The organism is Ponticaulis sp. (assembly GCF_029210165.1).
Lineage (GTDB): Bacteria > Pseudomonadota > Alphaproteobacteria > Caulobacterales > Hyphomonadaceae > Ponticaulis.
Map to the genome: position 1 here is coordinate 237,266 of NZ_JARGNT010000002.1, position 18,473 is coordinate 255,738.

Genomic DNA, 18,473 nt, shown 5'->3' on the forward strand with positions numbered 1-18,473 from the left:
CATTCCCGAACAAAAACGCTCCCCTCGGGGAGCGTTTTTTTTTTATTTTATGAGGTCGATTAACGTATCAGCGGCTATCTCGGGAGCCGGCTTGCCACCTAGCCCCATTCTTTCCAGTGCCTCAAATTGTTCGTGAATCTGATTTGCACGCTTCTGATCATTCATCAGTAGCTCACTAACAGCGTGAGACAGGTTTTTAGCGGTCAGCTGGTCCTGCAAAAATTCGGGCGCGACCTCCTTATCGGCGGCAATGTTGAAGAGTGTTGCGTAGTCGGGTTGATAAAGGAACTTGTCTGCCAGGAACCAGGTCAACGGCCCCATGCGATAAGCAACGACCATGGGGCACCCTTGAGACGCTAGTTCAGTGGTAACGGTCCCTGAGCAAGCTAACGCCACGTCAGCTGCGGACATCAAGTCGGCTTTCGCGTCGACTCGGGTTTCGTAGTGAGTATCGACTGGCCACGGAAGAGTTCCGTCCTGAACAAGTTCAGCGACGGATTTAGACACCAGAACCACTGGCTTCAAGTTAGGTCCAAAGCGCTGAACAAGTCGTGTCGCTGCAGCCGCTAGCGTTGGCGCCGTTCTGGAAATTTCAGATTTTCTGCTTCCTGGTAAAATCAACAACAGGCGCTGATCGTCTGCTAGTCCCAGCTCAGTCCGGTACGCCTCGCCATCGCCCGGTTCGAGCCGATCCAGTGCGGGGTTTCCGATTACGGTGCATGGTAGGCCAAATGGCTCATAATACGGAACTTCCATCTCGTGGATACAGAGCAAATGATCCACAAGTTTCGCCAAGGTCTTCGCGCGGCCTGGGCGCGTCGCCCATACCTGGGGACCAACTAGCTTAATCAGTTTAATATGTGGCGCTCGCTTTTTGAGCCTTTGAGCAACGCGTAACATAAAGCCCCAAGAGTCGACCAAGACGACGGCTTTGGGATCATTTCTTACAATGAAGTCCGCTGCAGCATCGGCAAGTTTTACGACCTGAGGGTAGACCTTCAGACCTTCGAACAGGCCTAGAACTGACAGCGGAGACACATCTATCGGTGAGGATAACTCAACCGTCTCGAGAGCGTTTCCACCGATCGCTTTGATTTCTAGATTTGGCAGCTTCGTTCGCAAAGACTGGATTACCCCGACCGAGAGGTCATCGCCTGACGGTTCGGCTGATACGAAGATCAGATCACAGCTCACGGCCAATCACCGTTCTCGCGAAGCGAAACCAATGCAACCCCTAAAGAATCGGCAAGTGATTTCAGTTTCTCAACCTCGACCCAAAGAGCCGAATGTTCAACGGCCGCAACAACCTTCAATCCAGCTTCAGCTGCCTTGGAAACTGTGGATGGCCCGATCGTTGGCATATCGACGCGCTTATCCTGCATCGGTTTAGGGCGCTTCAGCAGAGCGCCTTTGCGCTCGTCTTCCGTTCCGCGAATTTCCACGGGAAGCCTCGCGACACGCCGCAGCATTTCGTCAGTTCCTTCCTGCGCCTCTACCGCAAGTACTAAACCGCTACACACAACTGCGCCCTGCCCAATATCGAGATCGCCGATGGCGCCCGCTATCCGGTAGGCTTCTTTGATATCAGCTTTTTCAGAGTCTGTAACAGCCACGCTGTTCAACACGCCTGCCGGCTGGGTAAGCCCATCCAACAATTCGTGCGCACCAATGACCTTAAAACCTTCCGATTCAAAAATCATAATGATGGAATTCAGGAGCGCATCGTCGCCGCGCCGCGCCGCCGATATAATTTTTGGAAGAAGCGATACGCCTTTTAAGTCGGGCTTCAGCGACGAAAAATCAGGTCGTTTAACGTTTCCAATAAACGAGACTGTTTCGCAGCCTCTGGCGCGGAGCGTCGATAGAACTTTGCCGATCTCCGCGATTCCACAAACCTCATGATCGAAATTCCGAACCCAGTCGCTCTCGAACCCTTTGAGTACGATGATGAATGGCGCGTTCCCGGCATCTTTGTGATGCTCGGCGATCATACGAGGCACGTCGCCCTGCCCCGCGATGAGTGCTAGAGACATAACCTCTCCTTACGCAGTACAGAGCTTTCTGCCGGAGCGTGGATGCTCTACAAAATCCACGATCTTCAAAGCAGCCTCTTCGCCAGCAAACTTTTCGCGAACGTTGGCTAGACGCTCTTTGAATGTGCCCTCGTCTCCAAGGAACAGATGGTGGTAAACTTGTCGTATCGCCTTGAGGTCTCCACGGGAGAAGCCACGACGCGTCAGCCCTGTGGCATTCAGAGTTGCGAGCCTGGAATCTGTGCCCTCAGCAACCGCGTAGGGTATGACATCGCCTGTGAGCATACAGCCAGCTGCGATGAAAGCGTGATCGCCAACCCATGAGTTTTGATGGATGGCTGCGCCGCCGCCCATCCAGACCTGATCGCCAAGGTGCGCATGTCCGCCGACCATTGAATTTGGCGCGAGAACGCATTTATTGCCAAGTTTCGCGTCGTGGCCGATGTGGGAATTGACCATTAGAAAACAGTTTTCACCAAGGCGTGTTGCCTCTCCGGATCCCGGTGTCGCGCCGTGAACAGTGACGTTTTCTCTAAGGACACAGCCCGCCCCGATGATGCAGCTATAGACGTCGTCTTTCACGCCCAAGATCTGAGGCTTCATTCCCACCGTAACTGATGGATACAGTTCACAGCCCGCGTGAATTTCAGAATTCCCATCTACCACTACAAACGAGTGAAGAAACACATCTTCATGGATTATAGCATGAGGGCCTACAGTGCAGTATGGCCCGATCCGCGCACTCTCGTGGATCTGTGCCCCGTCCGCAATGATGGCGGTTTGATGGATGTCAGCCATTGCGGCTAGTCCTTTTTGTTTTTCTTTTTGGCGTTGAGGCTAACCCAGGCGACTTCCCGCCAGAACTGTTTAATAGGCTGCGCAGGAGCACCGCCCCAGATTTCTCCAGCAGGAACCGATCGGAGTACTGCTGAATTGGCAGCAAGTTTCGCGTGATCTCCAATTGTCACATGATCGCTCAATCCTACCCGACCACCCATTTGTACCCAATCCCCAATTTCAACAGACCCTGACACACCACCAAAAGCTGCCATCAGGCTGTTTCGTCCCATGTGAACGTTGTGGCCGATATGAACAAGATTATCGAGCTTGCTGCCCTCGCCGATGACGGTGTCATCAAACGCGCCGCGGTCAATGCACACGTTGGACCCAATGCCAACTCGGTCTTGGATAACCACACGTCCAAAATGAGGAATGGCGCTGAGCCCTTGATCATCCGGAAACAAACCGAAACCCGAGCCGCCCAACACTGTATTGGATTTCACAGTTACATCATTTCCTATCAGCGTGGCTTCGATGACCACGTTGGCGCCGATTTTACATTTACGCCCGATACGAACCCCTGGGCCCACGACAGAATGCGGGCCAATTTCCGTCCCTTCACCAATCTCAACACCGTCACTTACAATGACGGTAGGATGAAGATTGGCATCGTCCGCGACACTGGCGGGACCAAGCCCCGTTCCCGCATTCATAACGGTCCGCTGCCGGAGGAAGGCATTCACTGACTGCACAAACGATTTTTGCGGGTTTTTCACCAGAATTAGAGTGAGCGTTGGTGGCAGCGATTCAGCGAGTTTTTCTGTCGTAATGCAGGCGCCATAGAGGTCATCCTGTTCCGGAACATCAACTTTTCCGGATGCCAGAAATGACAAAACTCCGGCTGTCGCTTTGTCAGCCGGAGCGATTGTTATGAGTTCCTGATCAACGTCGCCACGGACGTCACCGCCCGTGAGGGCCGCAACATCTGCTACGGTTAGGTCCCTCAGCGTGTGATAGAAACGCAGGTCATGCATTTGAGGTTGTCAGCCTATTGAGCTGGAGCTGCAGACTGATCTGGCAGCGTTACGCGTGTCACCGGAATTGTTGGTGATGTGCGATTCAGCTCTTCAATCACCTCATCAGTGATATCAGCTTCAGGCGCGACTTGATAAACGCCCTGCCCGTTCAGCACGACCAATGCACCGCGTGCAGCCCGAATACCTTCAACAGCGGTACGCATACGTTCGCCAAACACCTGAAGCGCTTGAGCTTCGGTTTGCTGAAGCTCCTGGGAGCGACGTTCTGTTGTTGCCATGTGTTGTTGCAGTCGACGAGAGTAAGACTGGAACTGTTGGAGTAGAGCCGGGTTAGCTTCAACCTGCTCGCGCGTCATACCAGCCGCTTGGGAATCAAGAGACTCGCCCTCGGTCTGAAGTGCCTGTTGCTGTGGCGCGAGTTCGGCCTGCATAGCGGCGCCGATTTGTTCAACTTTGTTGAAAATGTCTTGTCCACCAAGGCTGTCACGAACAATGCGTGATGGATCAAGAACGAGAACAGTTTGTGCTGTTGCCAGTGGTGCGACGACGGCCATTGCGATTGCAATACCGAAAGCCGTCACGGCCGATTTGAGCTTAAACATGAACTAAAACCTTTTAACTTTAGAATTGAGTAGACGTGCTGAAGCGGAATGTCTCCGTCCGGTCGTACTCTTCACTTGCCAGGATCTGGGAGAAGTCGAACCGGATTGGTCCGAACGGTGAATCCCAGAATATGCTGATCCCCGCAGCCGCCCTGAGCGATGCTTCATCCTCTGTACGAAGAATTTGGTAGCCCGTCACGTCACCATTTGCATCTGTGACTTCAAACACCTGCTCTGGAGTGCGGTCCGCTTCGTCGAGCAGACCCACAGTACCGAATTCGGTGAACAGTGACGTTCGAATACCGTATTCTTCCGGGAGGAAATTTGGAACGGCGAGTTCGAGCGTACCGACGGCATACATTTTACCACCAAGAGAGCTCTGATTACTCGCACGACGAACGTTCGTGACGTTACCTGTCGTATCCATGTCGATGATCACGTCACGTGGACCGAGGCCTGCGACGTCAAATCCACGGAAGGTATTACCGCCGCGGAAGAAGCGGTTGTTAATACGCAGATCATCATCATTGAACGATGATACGTAACCACCGCTGAATCGGAGTGACGCAATAAAGTCTCTCCAAAGACCGCGGTACAGCGTAGCTGCACCTTCCGTTTTCACGTAGAAAACGTCACCACCAAAACCGGCAAATTCCTGGCTGAAACCAAGGTCGAAACCACGTGTCGGACGGATTGGGTCGTTACGGCGGTCCCAGCTGAAGCTGTAGCCCACGATAGACGACAAGTCAGTGCGTTCCTGGCGACAGAGCGATGTGCGATCAAGGTTCGCTAGATCACACTGGTCGACGATCTGGCCACCCGTCGGCACGTTCGCGGGAACTGGTTCGACAGAAACAATGAAGAACGGGAAGTCGGTATCACGGACAATTCGACCGTTGGCATCAATCACGATATCGCGGTCACGGATCTGAACGTCGTCCTGACGCAATGTGTAGCGCAGGTTCATATTCATACGGTCAGTCAGCGGGAAGCCAATACGGCCACTCGTACCAATAGTCTGGGTCTCGTAATCCGCGATATCGAGGAAGTCAGTTCGTGTAGAGAACACGTCCAGACCCGCAACAAGGTCACGGTCGAGGAAGCGTGGCTCTGTGAAACGGAAATCAATTGTTTGCTGACGAGAGCTCGTCTGGATACGGCTTGCCAGATACTGGCCGCGACCGCGCCAGTTACGTTCTGTGAAGTTCAAGTCGAGCAGGAATGCGTCGACAGACGAGAAGCCCGCCGCGAAAGACACCTCACCGGTCGGGCCTTCAGTCACGCGCACATCTACTTCTGTACGGTCTGGCAGAGAACCAGGGTTTTCTTCGATTTCTACATCCTCGAAGAAGCCGAGGCGACGGATACGGTTACGAGACTGGTCAATCAGGACTCGGTTGAACGCATCACCTTCGGAAATACGCATTTCGCGACGGATAACCCTGTCGAGCGTACGTGTGTTCCCTACGATGTTGATACGCTCAATGTAAACGCGAGGACCTTCATCGATGGCGAATACGATGTTTACTTTACGTGTCTCTGGATCGCGCTCGATACGAGGACGAACATCCACGAACGCGTAACCAGCAATACCGGCAGCGAAGGTCAGAGAATCAACCGTGTCTTCGATCAGATCGCCACGGAACAACGTACCTTCACGGATCGGAATAATGGCTTCAAGCGTGTCTGAATTCAGCTTGTCGAGTGCGGTTTCAACCGTGATTTCACCGAAGTCATACTGCTCACCCTCATCGATTGTGAACGTGATGTAGAAGTCTTCCTGGTCTGGTGTCAGTTCAGCAACGGCAGAAACAACCCGGAAGTCGGCATAACCCTGGTTTGCATAGAATTGGCGCAGAAGCTCGCGGTCATATTCAAGGCGGTCTGGGTCATAGTTGTCGTTTGAGCTGAAGAAGCGCCAGAAACGGGACTGACGCGTTACAATCTCGCTGCGAAGTCGACGGTCTGCATAAACCTCGTTGCCGATAAAGTTGATCGAGCGAACCCCTGTCACCGGACCTTCTGTGATTTCAAAAATCAGATCAACACGGTTTTGGTCCAGAGGGACGTACTGAGGCGTGACATCAACGGAAAAACGGCCTGAACGTCGATACACTTCCAGAATACGCTGGACGTCAGCCTGAACTCGCGCAGCTGTAAAGACGCCGCGCGGAGCCGCCTGAATTTCCTCGCTCAGCTTTTCGTCGTCGTGAGCGCGGTTACCTTCAAAGATCACCTGGTTAATGATCGGATTTTCGACGACCTGAACAACGAGATTATCCCCGTCGCGCGCGATGATAACGTCAGCAAACAGGCCGGTTTCGAACAGAGTCTTCAGGGAAAGGTCGACACGTTCCGGATCGAACGGCTGCCCCGGCTCCAGAAGCAAATATGATTCGACCGTTCGCGCTTCAATACGTTCGTTACCCTGAACGATCACACGACGGATCAAGTCGGAACTTGCCGCCTGAGCATGCGCTTCCGGCGCCAGCAGACCACCAGAAACGGTCGTACCAGCGATAATGGAAGAGAGCGCTACTGCGCTGGCTAAAATTGACCGCATGACTTACCCGTTCCTATCAAATCAACATGCCCCGAGAGTACAAACTACAACCCGCGGAAAACCTCAAGAAGTCCAGCCTCTTCAAAATCACCAAGAGTGATGAAAATTGCCAAAGCGGCAAGAAATAAGAGGGTCACAAACTTTGACTTCAGCAGTAGCTCTTCTGAGAGCCCTTTCCCAGTTACGGCTTCGTAAGTGTTGATGACCACCACCCCGCCATCGAGAATCGGTAACGGCAGAAGATTGAAAAAACCGACCGCTACAGAAATGAATGCAATTAGCTGAAGGTTACTCATCAACAGCATGTAGAGTCGCGTACCCAAGCCGACCTGCTCGGCCTCAAGCGTTGTACGCGCCATGTTTCCAGCGACACTTGCGATACCTACCGGCCCCGACAATTGCTGCAGCGATTCCCGTCCTGTGACGATGCGCCCGAGCATATTCACTGACGAGCTAATCGTTGAAAACGTCTCGGACACGCCGTACCCGACTGCCGCGACCGGATTGAGGTGATTTCGATCAACGATCTGCCGCGCGAGTTCTACACCGATATATCCCGTACGTTCGGTGATACCGAGTTCGTTCTGCAGCGTTTCCCGCCTAGGCGTCAACGTAATGTGAACCGTTTCGGCCCCACGCAGAACTTCTATGTTCACTTCATCGTTCGCGGACATTTTAATTTCCTCGAGGATGACCTTCTGGCGATCCGCAGCGCGTCCATTGACGGCAACAAAGATATCGCCCGGCTGGAGACCGGCCTCTTCAGCCACTGAATCTTCAAAAACTGAATGAACTGAAAGACGTTGAACCGGGTCGCCCAAAACCATTCCGATAACGGCAAAGATACCGATCGCCAGGATGAAATTGGCAAAAGGCCCTGCGAGCGCAACGATAATTCGTGCGCCTGCGCTCAAATCAGTAAAGGGCCGACCCTTGGGCTGATTTTCAGGAGGCAAGTTTCGGCCGTCGCTCTCTACGTCCCCGCCATTCTCGATAAGCCCATCCTCAGCTACGAAATTCACAAACCCGCCAAGCGGCAGCCAATTGAGGCGCCAACGCGTATTGTTCTTGTCGGTCTTTTCGTAAACCGATTTCCCAAATCCCATGGAAAAGGATTCAACAGCTGCGCCGAAATATCTGCCGGCCCAGTAATGACCAAGTTCATGGATCACGATCACAATTGAAATCACAATCACAAACATCACAGGATAGAGAAGGCTTTGAAGCAAAAGCGACATAAAGAGATGGATTTCCCGTTTTAGTTCTTCAGACGCTTTTCAACCCAGGTCCGAACGATTTCGGTGACCTGCAAAGCATCGTCCACAGTCGAAACATTGTGTGGCATTTCCGAGCTCTGCCTGTCCAGTGCCCTGTGCAGGGAATACTCTACAAGCGCAGAGATATCCAGAAAACCGCATTCCCCATTGAGGAATGCTTTTCCTGCGTATTCATTCGCAGCGTTGAAGACGCACGTTCCAATGAGACCGGCATCAGATGCCTGCCGCGCAAGGTTTAATGCGGGAAATCGTTCATCGTCGGGCATCCGGAAATCAAGACGTGCCAGCTCAGCGAGATTTAGACGCTTCACATCCGTACGCACACGCCCCGGAAGGCCGAGCGCATAGGCGATAGGCGTTTTCATATCAGGCGTGCCCATCTGAGCGATTACCGAGCCATCAGAGTAGGCAACCATAGAATGGATAATCGACTGAGGATGAACCAGAACTTCAATCTGGGATTGGGGAATGTCAAAAAGATAAACGGCCTCAATGAGTTCGAGACCTTTATTCATCATGGTCGCACTATCGAGAGAGTTTTTAGCACCCATAGCCCAATTTGGGTGAGCTAGTGCCTGCTCTGGTGTGGCCGCACGAATAATATCCAGGCTCGCGTCGCGAAACGGGCCGCCGGACGCCGTCAAAGTAAACTGTTCGACTTTCTGCGATCCATCGAGGCATTGCAGGATAGCATTGTGTTCGGAATCTACCGGGATAATCTTCGAGCCGGATTTCTCGGCGCTCGCCTTCATGATCGGTCCTGCACAAACCATCGTTTCTTTGTTTGCGAGCAGGACGTCAGCGCCGGAATCAATCGCAGCCATTGTGGGCAGCAGCCCGCAAGTCCCGGATATCGAAGCCATGACCTTATCGACCGGGCGCGAAGCTGCTTCTATAACCGCGGCATCGCCGGATGCGACCTCTATATCATGGTCAACAAGGGCGGATTTTACAGTCAAAAACTGGCTTTCATCCTGGATCACGACCGTTTTCGGACGAAAGGTCTTAGCTTGTTCAATGAGAAGCGACGCGTTGCGACCACCGATCAACGCGTCGACTTCAAACGCCTGATCGCCAACGGAATTCGCATAGGAAATCACATCCAGGGTGGAGACGCCGATGGATCCGGTAGACCCCAGAATTGTTACTTTCATTATCTACCCAACCCTAGCGCATGTTCCGGAAAGGAGGGATCAATACCGAAAGCAATGGCGTGCGCAACCAGAACCGCCGAAAAAGAATCGAGCCGGTCCAGAATTCCGCCATGACCAGGAATGATGCTACCCGAATCCTTCACCCCGAATGTTCGCTTCCAGCGTGATTCTGCGAGATCGCCCAATTGAGCGATAGCGCTAACCAGGCCGATATATATGATCCAGTTGAACAATTGACCTTGCATAAGGCCCGCACACAGAGCGCCAAACAGCGCGGTACAAATCACGGCACCGGCAGCGCCGGACCAGGTTTTGTTCGGACTATTGCGGGGTGCGAGCTGCGGACCTCCAAATCCCCGGCCCGCAAAATATGCCGCGATATCTGTGATCCATACTGAACTCATAACAATAAGCGTAAGGTACAATCGCCCGTCGTCTCGTGCTCTCAATTCCAGTAAACCGTTTACGGCGAGCCCGATAATCAGCGCCCCGCCAACCAGCCAGATCGCAGATGACACCCCAGACGTTCTGATAGTTATATAAGCTAAAATGCAAAATAATGCCGCTATGGCGGCAGACGGCAAGAGCTGGAAATAAGCTATAGAAATTGCAATCAGCAAGCCTGCAGCGACCACATGAGCAACATAGTTCAGCGCACGCTCGGTTGTGACGATCCAGACTTCGCGCCACATGAGTAGTGCACACGCAAGCCCCGCAGCCAGCAGAACAACCCCACCGCACCACACGACGAACAATCCAGCAGGAATCATCAAAGCTGCAGAAACTACCCTCAGCGAAAGTGTGTCTCCGCGACGAGGATCTGACGTATTCATTCCGATTGTAGCCCGTCCACCGTCAGGCCGCCAAATCGGCGCTCTCGCGATTTATACGCATTGATGGAGTTAATCAGTTCCGTATCGGAAAAGTCTGGCCAGAGACAGTCCAGGAACATCATCTCGCTGTAAGCGATCTGCCAGAGCAGGAAATTACTTAAGCGAAACTCGCCGCTAGTGCGGATCAATAAATCAGGGTCTGGAATGCCGGCAAACCAAAGTCGTGACGCAAAGACATTTGAATCGATTTCTTCTGCATTCATTCGACCCGCTTCGACGTCGCTTGCCAGCGCCTTTGCAGCCTCCACTATCTCGTCGCGCGAACCATAATTGAAGGCGATGTTCAGCTGAAAACGAGTGTTGTGGTTTGTCTTTGCTTCGGCCATTTCGATGAGCGATAGAATATCATCTGGCAGCCCCTTTCGAGACCCGAGAACGCGTACCCTTACCCCGTCTTTTGCCAGTTTATTCAAATCCTGGCTTACGTATAATCGCAGGAGCGCGAAGAGAGAGGAAACCTCTTCGGCCGGACGCTTCCAGTTTTCTGACGAAAAAGAAAAGACCGTTAGGTGCTCAAGATCGAGGTTTCGACAGGATTCCACAGTACGACGAAGCGCTTCGACACCGCGCTCATGGCCTAGCTGACGCGGCAACCCGCGCTGTTTCGCCCAACGCCCATTGCCATCCATAATGATGGCAATGTGTTTAGGTCCGGAAACATCAGGGGAAGCCATAAAACCCGTCATACAGGGTATTATACCTGCATGATCTCTTCTTCTTTGGCCTTGAGGGCCTCATCAACGCGTTTGATGTACTGATCGGTCAGCTTTTGCACATCCTCAGAAAAGACCTTCTGTTCGTCTTCACTGATATCGCCGGCTTTTTGCATTTTCTTCAGGGAGTCCATGCCGTCGCGGCGCACATTGCGTACGCTGATACGAGCTTGCTCAGCATACTTGCCTGCAATCTTTGCAAGTTCGGCACGGCGCTCTTCGTTTAACGGCGGGATTGGAATTCGGAGGTTAGTACCATCAACTACTGGATTGAGGCCAAGCCCCGAATCACGAATAGCACGGTCCGCCGCACCTACATTGACCTTGTCCCAGATATTCACGGCTAACATGCGCGGCTCTGGTACGGAAACGGAACCGATCTGGTTCAAAGGCGTCTGCGCGCCGTACGCCATGACAGTGATATTATCGAGCAGGCTGGCAGATGCACGGCCTGTACGGAGGCCACCAAATTCAGTTGAGAGAGCTTCAAGTGCTTTCTCCATGCGCTTTTTCAGCGCCTTTTCATCATATTCTTCTGACATGTTCCTACCCTTAGGTATTCGAAATAACCGTGCAAACACCCTGCCCCGTCAGGACGTTATGCAGGGAACCTTCTTCATGAAGGTTGAAAACCACGATTGGAATGTTGCTATCACGTAACAGGCTAACAGCGGAAGCGTCCATGACACGAAGATCACGCGCCAGTACGTCCTGATACGTTAGTTCATCATATCGATCCGCATCAGGTACTTTTTTCGGGTCTGCCGAATAAACGCCATCAACCTGCGTTCCTTTCAGCATCGCATCGCACCCCATCTCCGCCGCTCGAAGGGCTGCGCCGGTGTCTGTGGTGAAATATGGATTGCCTGTTCCCGCAGCGAAAATAACGATGCGGCCCTTTTCCATATGACGGATTGCCTTGCGACGAATGAACGGTTCACACACTGTATGCATAGGAATGGCAGATTGCACGCGCGTTGGAACACCAATCGCTTCGAGCGCGGACTGCATTGCAAGCGCGTTCATAACGGTCGCCAGCATGCCCATATGGTCCGCCTGCGCGCGCTCCATTCCCTGAGCAGCGCCCGCCAATCCACGGAAGATGTTACCGCCACCGATAACCAGACAGATTTCAGCGCCGGCCTTGACCGACGCTGCAATCCCTTTGGCAAACCTGCCACAGGTTGCCATATCTATGCCGAAGCCTGTGTCGCCCATGAGGGCCTCTCCTGAAATCTTCAGGAGAACCCTTTTATACCGAAAATCTGATCGAGAAGTTTCTGTGGTCTCGTTCATATGTTCGGCTCCTTTGGCAACTTCAGATAGCTTTGCCGGATTCGGTGAAACCAATCCAGCCGAATTGGCTAGCCTTTAGTCGCTGCGGCTACTTCAGCAGCGAAATCAGACTCTTCTTTCTCGATGCCTTCACCAAGCGTAACACGCTTGAAGCCAACGAGTTCAGCTTTCTGAGATGTCAGGAACTGAGCAACTGTTTCGTCTGGATTCATCACGAACTGCTGCTCGACAAGCACCACTTCTTTGTAGAACTTCTGCAGACGACCAACGATCATTTTTTCAATCACGTTGTCCGGCTTGCCAGACTCACGAGCTTGTTCTGTAAGAACCTGCTTCTCGCGAGCAACCAACTCTGGATCCAGCTCGTCAGTCGTCGCAGCAGCCGGGCTCGTCGCTGCAATGTGCATCGCTACTTTACGACCAGCTTCGGCGAGTTCGTCAGCAGACGCTTCACCCTTGAGAGCTACGAGAACACCAATACGACCGAGGCCATCAGCCGCCGCACCGTGGATGTAGTTCGTGACGACGCCTTCAGGCGACTCAAGCTTTTCAACGCGGCGGAGCGTGATGTTCTCTCCGATTGTTGCGATCAGACGCGTGATCTGATCAGAGATCGTGCCTTCGCCTTCAACAGCCGGTGCAGCCAGCAGAGCTTCTGATGAGCCATCTGTTGCGAGTGCAGCTTCGGCGAAACCAACCAGTGATTTCTGGAAGCCTTCGTTACGCGCAACGAAGTCAGTCTCAGCGTTCAGCTCGACGAGGACGCCGGTTTTCTTGTCTGCAGAAACGACTGCAGCTACCAGGCCGTCAGCTGCAACGCGGTCAGCTTTCTTAGCGGCTTTAGAGAGACCTTTCGCACGCAGCCAGTCGATAGCTGCTTCAACGTTACCTTCGTTCTCTACGAGCGCTTTTTTGGCATCCATCATGCCCGCGCCAGTTTTCTCGCGCAGGTCTTTGACCAATGCAGCGGTAATCTGAGCCATGTCAAATTTGCCTTTATCTTAGGGGTTACTAAGCGTCAGTGATTATTCGGTTGCTTCGCCAGACTCAGCAGCAGCAAGGTCAGCTGCAGCAACGTCTGTGAGGTCTTCGGACTCGCCAAGGTCGATACCGAGACCAGCAGTAGACTCAGCAAGGCCGTCGAGAACAGCGTCAGCAATCAGGTTAGCATAGAGCGAGATCGCACGAGCCGCGTCGTCGTTGCCCGGGAATGGGAAGTCGACGTCGTCTGGGTCGCAGTTCGTATCAACAACAGCGATTACAGGAATACCAAGCTTTTTAGCTTCTTTGATCGCGATTTGCTCTTTGTTCGTATCGATTACGAACATCAAGTCAGGCAGGTCGCCCATATCCTGAATACCACCAAGTGCACGTTCAAGCTTTTCACGCTCGCGCTCACGGTTGAGAAGTTCTTTTTTCGTCAGACCGGAAACGTTACCGCCTTCAGAAAGAAGCGCTGTGAGTTCTTTGAGGCGCTTGATTGAGTGAGCAACAGTCTGCCAGTTGGTCAGCGTACCGCCGAGCCAACGGTGGTTCATGTAGTACTGAGCGCAACGTTGCGCAGCTTCAGCAACAGGATCAGCCGCCTGGCGTTTTGTGCCAACGAAAAGTACACGGCCGCCTTTAGCAACAGTGTCACGGACCTTTACGAGCGCTTGGTGAAAAAGCGGCACAGTTTTAGAAAGGTCGATGATGTGGATGTGGCTACGCTCACCATAGATGAATTTCTTCATCTTAGGGTTCCAGCGGTGAGTTTGGTGGCCAAAGTGTACGCCAGCTTCGAGGAGCTGAGCCATAGTGAATTCAGGCAGTGCCATTTTTATTTTCTCCTATCCGGTTAGCCGCCGCAGGCATAGCCGGGTCACATGACCCAGCACCGGATGCACGAAAGTGCTGCCCGCGTGTCGGAATAGGCGTGGCTTATACAGAGTTTAGGCGTTCTGGCAACCCGCGATTACGCAGCAAGTTCACGTACGGCACGAACGCCCGGAGCAGACTTCAAAGCCTGAGCCGCAGCGGTGCCAACAGCGTACTTCCCGGGCAAGCTTACCAGTGCAACCCGGTTACCCGAAATCGGCACCTCAACACGAAGTTCGCCGCGTTCATGCGTACTCAAATTCACGAGGTGTTTTGACACCTCAACAAAGGTCGCGGGATCCGTTCCCGGAAGAAGGCTTACAATAAGCCCCTTAGGCGCACCAAGAGCCGCCTTTTCCAGCGGGATGGCACCGTCGACCGTTAGCCGTATCTCGTCGTCTTTCACGCGGGGACGGATTCGGACAACCACAGACGCGCCCGTCTCGATAACGTCTCGGATATCCATCAAGGTTTCCGGAGGCACCATAGCTTCGAACTCGCCGGTAGGATCAGAGAACGTGACCCAAGCAAACTTGCCGCCAGACTGGGCTGGCCGTTCATTCTTGGCCCGCACGATACCCATCATCTCCAGAGAGCCTTTCTCACGAGCCGCTGTCTGGATATCCATGGCGAAGGTAATCCTGTCTCTGGCGCCTGCGAGAAGTAGTCCGTCGAGCGGGTGGCCGCTGAGATAAAAGCCGACTGCCTTGAACTCATGAGCCAGAAGCTGGGTCGAACTCCATGCAGGCACTTTTGGTATCGGCGCGCGTGTCTGTGATTTGTCATCTCCGAACAGACTATTCTGGTTTGCTGCACGATCATCAGCTGCTGACGATGCCGTGGCGACTAGAACATCGACAGCCGCGAGCGCACGCGCCCGATTTGGTTCCAGCGAGTCAAACGCGCCTGATTTAGCGAGAGACTCCAGACATTTTCTGTTGATCAGACGCGGATCGACACGCTCTGCGAAATCATGAAGGCTATCAAACGGTCGCTCTTTGCGGATTTCGCAAACATGCCTCATCGCTTCCATACCGACGCCTTTAATCGCGCCGAGAGCATAGATGATCGAGCCATCGCGAACATCGAAGTCCGGATTGCTAAGATTGATATCCGGCGCCTGCACAGTGATATCCAGACGCTTCGCTTCCTGGAAAAACGCTGCTAGCTTATCCGTGTTTTGGATATCGAGGCTCATTGAAGCCGCGAGAAATTCGATCGGGTGGTTCGCTTTCAGGTAACCCGTCTGGTAAGAAATCGCAGCATACGCAGCCGCGTGAGATTTGTTGAAGCCGTAACCGGCAAACTTCTCCATAACATCGAAGATATGGCTGGCCTGCTTCTCCGGAACGTCCTTCTCAGCAGCACCTTCGATAAAGCGTTTACGCTGCTTGAGCATCTCCTCGACTTTTTTCTTACCCATAGCGCGGCGAAGCATATCCGCTTCACCAAGCGAGTAGCCCGCAAGCTCCTGCGCCATACGCATAACCTGTTCCTGATAGACCGGAACGCCGTATGTCTCTTCAAGGATAGGTTTCAGAAGCGGGTGATAATAGTCCGCATCGACACGTCCGAATTTAACGTCGACGAACTGCGGAATGTTATCCATCGGGCCCGGACGGTAGAGAGAAATGATCGCGATCACGTCTTCCATTGAACCCGGCTGCACTTTCTTCAGGGTATCGCGCATACCCTGCCCCTCAAGCTGGAATACACCCAGCGTATCGCCTACAGACATTAGCTGATAGGTCGACTTGTCGTCATAGGCGCGCCACGCCTTCGGCATGGACGTTTCCGTCTCATTCAGGAATTTGAGCGCGCGGTGGATGACGGTCAGCGTTTTCAGGCCAAGGAAGTCGAACTTAACGAGTCCGGCCTGCTCAGCCCATTTCATATTGAGCTGGGTCGCCGGAAGGTCTGAACGTGGATCGCGGAAAAGCGGCGTCAGCTGAACGAGTGGCCTGTCGCCGATAACGACACCGGCGGCGTGCGTACCACAGTTCCTGTAAAGCCCTTCAAGCGCGAGCGCTTTTTCCAGCATTTCACCGACCAGAGGGTCGCGATCTTTTTCTTCATCAAACTTCGGTTCGTCCGCGATCGCGTCTTTCAGCTTTGGCGGCTTTGCGGGATTGAAAGGGATCAGTTTGGAAAGTCGATCCACCTGCCCGTAAGGCATCTGCATAACGCGCCCGACATCGCGCACCACAGCCTTCGCCTGAAGTGTACCAAAGGTGATAATGGATGCGACGCTGGCTTCACCATATTTGTCACGCACATAGCGGATGACTTCACCACGGCGCTCCTGACAGAAGTCGACGTCAAAGTCAGGCATGGACACACGTTCAGGGTTCAGGAAGCGCTCGAAGAGCAGTCCGAAACGAAGCGGATCAAGGTCTGTAATGAGCAATACCCAGGCGACCAGAGACCCCGCACCTGAACCACGACCTGGGCCAACAGGAATATCGTGCTCTTTGGCCCATTTAATGAAGTCAGATACGATCAGGAAGTAGCCCGGAAAGCCCATATTCTCGATGATCCCAAGCTCGTAATCGAGACGATCCTGATAATCCTGTCGTGTGCCGTACATTTTTTCGACTTCGGCAAGGCGTCGTTCCAGACCTTCATTCGCCTGTGCGCGAAGTTCATCGGCTTCGCTACGACCAAACCCGCCATCGAAGTGCGGAAGGATCGGATTTCGCAGACGCGGGCGAACAGCGCACCTATGAGCAAGGTCTATAGTGTTCTCAATAGCCTCAGGAATGTCGGCGAAGAGCGCCTCCATCTCATCGGACGATTTCAGATAGTGCTCTTCTGTGATCCGATAGCGTTCAGTCTGGCCAACATAGCTACCGTTACGAATACACATGAGCGCGTCATGAGCTGCATGGTCTTCGCGCTTTAAAAATCTTGCATCCTGAATGGCGATGAGCGGCAATCCAAGCTCATACGCAGCTTCGATGAGCATCGGCTCGCTCTGAATTTCTTCAGGTTCGTCATGTCGCTGAATATCGACATAACAGCGGTCAGGATAGGCATCAGCTAGCCTCTTCAGGGAGGATAAAACTTGCTCATACTTCCCGCGGTAAGCCGCTTGACCTGCCTCCCCATACGCACCGCCAGAGAGCGCAATCAATCCCTCGGTCTTTTCAAAAGCGTGATGCTCCTTCAGAACCGGAACGCCATCTTCACTCTCGAGGTAAGCAGCCGAAGCGATTTCCATAAGACGTTCATAGCCCGTCTCATCTTTGGCATAGATTGTAAGTTTGTAGGGTTGCGCATCATGCAGTGCCGGCAGCACATCAAATGCGACGCCAACAACAGGCTGCACTCCAACACCCGCCAGATATTCTGAAATTTCTAGCGCACCGAAAAGGTTGTTGTGATCGGTAACGCCAACGGCGGAGACTAGATTGTCTTCAGCCCAGGACTTCAACGCACCGGACGTAATCATACTCTCCAGAAGAGAGAATGAAGAACGCACACCGAGGTGAACAAAGCGCGGAGTTTTATAGCTTTCAGACATCATAATCTTCCTGACCTTTAACCATCATGGAAGAAAACGGTCTCAGCCAGAAGCCTTCGCAGGTTCGAAAGTTGTGAGTTTCCCGTCCTCAAGGGTCAGTACACGGTCCATATACTGGGTCAGCGCGAGGTTATGGGTCGCGATCAACATGGCCAGACCTTCAGTCCTGCCGGTTTCAATTAGCTGCTGAAACACGCTTTCCGTTGTTTTTGTGTCGAGGTTACCCGTTGGTTCGTCGGCAATTAGAATCTTAGGACGGTTCGACAAGGCACGCGCAATTGCGACCCGTTGTTGCTCACCGCCAGACATTTCCATTGGCTGGTGATTCAGCCTATGACCAAGCCCCATCTTTTCCAACAATTCTACGGCACGCTCGCGCGCTACATTCCGGTGGACGCCCGAGAGATAAAGCGGAGCTGCGACATTATCGATCGCATTGAACTCCGGAAGCAGATGGTGGAACTGATAGACAAACCCAAGGCGAGTGCGCCGCATGAGCGTCCGCTGACGGTCGTTCAGCTTCAAACAATCTTCGCCGTCGAGGAGCACAGAACCATCGTCTGGTTTTTCAAGCAGACCTGCTGTGTGTAAAAGCGTCGACTTGCCCGAGCCGGACGGCCCGACAAGCCCCACAAGCTCGCCGCGGCTTAGTTCAAGGTCGATACCTTTGAGAACATCTACGGCGTTTTCGCCTGCCCGGTAAGTCCTCACCACCGAGGAAAGCTGTAATACAACGCTCATAGCT

At 53.1% G+C, this 18,473-nt stretch carries 16 protein-coding genes; all 16 read right to left on the reverse strand.

What is annotated here, in order from left to right; translation table 11 throughout:
• Positions 1–42 precede the first annotated feature (42 nt).
• Positions 43–1,194 carry a lipid-A-disaccharide synthase gene (gene lpxB, locus P1U45_RS13135; protein ID WP_301059472.1) on the reverse strand — a complete coding sequence of 384 codons (1,152 nt, stop codon included), beginning with the start codon at positions 1,192–1,194 and terminating at the stop codon, positions 43–45.
• Positions 1,191–2,033, reverse strand: coding sequence for a UDP-2,3-diacylglucosamine diphosphatase LpxI (gene lpxI, locus P1U45_RS13140; protein WP_301059473.1), 843 nt, complete (start codon positions 2,031–2,033; stop codon positions 1,191–1,193). The genes lpxB and lpxI overlap by 4 nt, the downstream gene beginning before the upstream one ends.
• Before the next feature lie 9 nt (positions 2,034–2,042).
• The gene (gene lpxA / locus P1U45_RS13145; protein ID WP_301059474.1) at positions 2,043–2,831 is read right to left on the reverse strand and encodes an acyl-ACP--UDP-N-acetylglucosamine O-acyltransferase; all 789 of its coding nucleotides are present in this window, start codon (positions 2,829–2,831) and stop codon (positions 2,043–2,045) included.
• Between the two features lie 5 nt (positions 2,832–2,836).
• Positions 2,837–3,847, reverse strand: a complete 1,011-nt coding sequence (gene lpxD, locus P1U45_RS13150) for a UDP-3-O-(3-hydroxymyristoyl)glucosamine N-acyltransferase (protein ID WP_301059475.1) — start codon at positions 3,845–3,847, stop codon at positions 2,837–2,839.
• Positions 3,848–3,861: 14 nt separating this feature from the next.
• Positions 3,862–4,452 (reverse strand): OmpH family outer membrane protein, encoded by a 591-nt coding sequence (locus P1U45_RS13155; protein ID WP_301059476.1) that lies wholly within the window; start codon positions 4,450–4,452, stop codon positions 3,862–3,864.
• Between the two features lie 19 nt (positions 4,453–4,471).
• On the reverse strand, positions 4,472–7,015 hold the full coding sequence (gene bamA / locus P1U45_RS13160) for an outer membrane protein assembly factor BamA (RefSeq protein WP_301059477.1): 2,544 nt from the start codon (positions 7,013–7,015) through the stop codon (positions 4,472–4,474).
• 44 nt (positions 7,016–7,059) lie between these two features.
• Positions 7,060–8,253 carry an RIP metalloprotease gene (locus P1U45_RS13165; RefSeq protein ID WP_301059478.1) on the reverse strand — a complete coding sequence of 398 codons (1,194 nt, stop codon included), beginning with the start codon at positions 8,251–8,253 and terminating at the stop codon, positions 7,060–7,062.
• Positions 8,254–8,273: 20 nt separating this feature from the next.
• On the reverse strand, positions 8,274–9,446 hold the full coding sequence (gene dxr, locus P1U45_RS13170; protein ID WP_301059479.1) for a 1-deoxy-D-xylulose-5-phosphate reductoisomerase: 1,173 nt from the start codon (positions 9,444–9,446) through the stop codon (positions 8,274–8,276).
• The gene (locus tag P1U45_RS13175) at positions 9,446–10,279 is read right to left on the reverse strand and encodes a phosphatidate cytidylyltransferase (RefSeq protein ID WP_301059480.1); all 834 of its coding nucleotides are present in this window, start codon (positions 10,277–10,279) and stop codon (positions 9,446–9,448) included. Before P1U45_RS13175 ends, dxr begins: the two co-directional genes overlap by 1 nt.
• On the reverse strand, positions 10,276–11,013 hold the full coding sequence (locus P1U45_RS13180) for an isoprenyl transferase (RefSeq protein WP_301059481.1): 738 nt from the start codon (positions 11,011–11,013) through the stop codon (positions 10,276–10,278). The genes P1U45_RS13175 and P1U45_RS13180 overlap by 4 nt, the downstream gene beginning before the upstream one ends.
• Positions 11,014–11,033: 20 nt before the next feature.
• Positions 11,034–11,594: a ribosome recycling factor gene (gene frr, locus P1U45_RS13185; protein ID WP_293608062.1), complete on the reverse strand. Its 561-nt coding sequence runs from the start codon at positions 11,592–11,594 to the stop codon at positions 11,034–11,036.
• 10 nt (positions 11,595–11,604) lie between these two features.
• On the reverse strand, positions 11,605–12,348 hold the full coding sequence (gene pyrH / locus P1U45_RS13190; RefSeq protein WP_293608063.1) for a UMP kinase: 744 nt from the start codon (positions 12,346–12,348) through the stop codon (positions 11,605–11,607).
• Between the two features lie 68 nt (positions 12,349–12,416).
• Positions 12,417–13,331, reverse strand: coding sequence for a translation elongation factor Ts (gene tsf, locus P1U45_RS13195; protein ID WP_301059482.1), 915 nt, complete (start codon positions 13,329–13,331; stop codon positions 12,417–12,419).
• 42 nt (positions 13,332–13,373) lie between these two features.
• Positions 13,374–14,165, reverse strand: a complete 792-nt coding sequence (rpsB, locus tag P1U45_RS13200; protein ID WP_363258523.1) for a 30S ribosomal protein S2 — start codon at positions 14,163–14,165, stop codon at positions 13,374–13,376.
• A 137-nt stretch (positions 14,166–14,302) separates the two neighbouring features.
• Positions 14,303–17,728 carry a DNA polymerase III subunit alpha gene (dnaE, locus tag P1U45_RS13205; RefSeq protein ID WP_301059483.1) on the reverse strand — a complete coding sequence of 1,142 codons (3,426 nt, stop codon included), beginning with the start codon at positions 17,726–17,728 and terminating at the stop codon, positions 14,303–14,305.
• A gap of 42 nt (positions 17,729–17,770) precedes the next feature.
• Positions 17,771–18,469 carry an ABC transporter ATP-binding protein gene (locus P1U45_RS13210; protein WP_301059484.1) on the reverse strand — a complete coding sequence of 233 codons (699 nt, stop codon included), beginning with the start codon at positions 18,467–18,469 and terminating at the stop codon, positions 17,771–17,773.
• Between the last annotated feature and the right edge of the window lie 4 nt (positions 18,470–18,473).

Bases quoted from the DNA above. Each gene is read 5' to 3' on its own strand.
- lpxI (WP_301059473.1), bottom strand. From the start codon at position 2,033: ATGTCTCTAGCACTCATCGCGGGGCAGGGCGACGTGCCTCGTATGATC.
- lpxA (WP_301059474.1), bottom strand. From the start codon at position 2,831: ATGGCTGACATCCATCAAACCGCCATCATTGCGGACGGGGCACAGATC.
- lpxD (WP_301059475.1), bottom strand. From the start codon at position 3,847: ATGCATGACCTGCGTTTCTATCACACGCTGAGGGACCTAACCGTAGCA.
- P1U45_RS13155 (WP_301059476.1), bottom strand. From the start codon at position 4,452: ATGTTTAAGCTCAAATCGGCCGTGACGGCTTTCGGTATTGCAATCGCA.
- bamA (WP_301059477.1), bottom strand. From the start codon at position 7,015: ATGCGGTCAATTTTAGCCAGCGCAGTAGCGCTCTCTTCCATTATCGCT.
- P1U45_RS13165 (WP_301059478.1), bottom strand. From the start codon at position 8,253: ATGTCGCTTTTGCTTCAAAGCCTTCTCTATCCTGTGATGTTTGTGATT.
- dxr (WP_301059479.1), bottom strand. From the start codon at position 9,446: ATGAAAGTAACAATTCTGGGGTCTACCGGATCCATCGGCGTCTCCACC.
- P1U45_RS13175 (WP_301059480.1), bottom strand. From the start codon at position 10,279: ATGAATACGTCAGATCCTCGTCGCGGAGACACACTTTCGCTGAGGGTA.
- P1U45_RS13180 (WP_301059481.1), bottom strand. From the start codon at position 11,013: ATGGCTTCCCCTGATGTTTCCGGACCTAAACACATTGCCATCATTATG.
- frr (WP_293608062.1), bottom strand. From the start codon at position 11,594: ATGTCAGAAGAATATGATGAAAAGGCGCTGAAAAAGCGCATGGAGAAA.
- pyrH (WP_293608063.1), bottom strand. From the start codon at position 12,348: ATGAACGAGACCACAGAAACTTCTCGATCAGATTTTCGGTATAAAAGG.
- tsf (WP_301059482.1), bottom strand. From the start codon at position 13,331: ATGGCTCAGATTACCGCTGCATTGGTCAAAGACCTGCGCGAGAAAACT.
- rpsB (WP_363258523.1), bottom strand. From the start codon at position 14,165: ATGGCACTGCCTGAATTCACTATGGCTCAGCTCCTCGAAGCTGGCGTA.
- dnaE (WP_301059483.1), bottom strand. From the start codon at position 17,728: ATGTCTGAAAGCTATAAAACTCCGCGCTTTGTTCACCTCGGTGTGCGT.
- P1U45_RS13210 (WP_301059484.1), bottom strand. From the start codon at position 18,469: ATGAGCGTTGTATTACAGCTTTCCTCGGTGGTGAGGACTTACCGGGCA.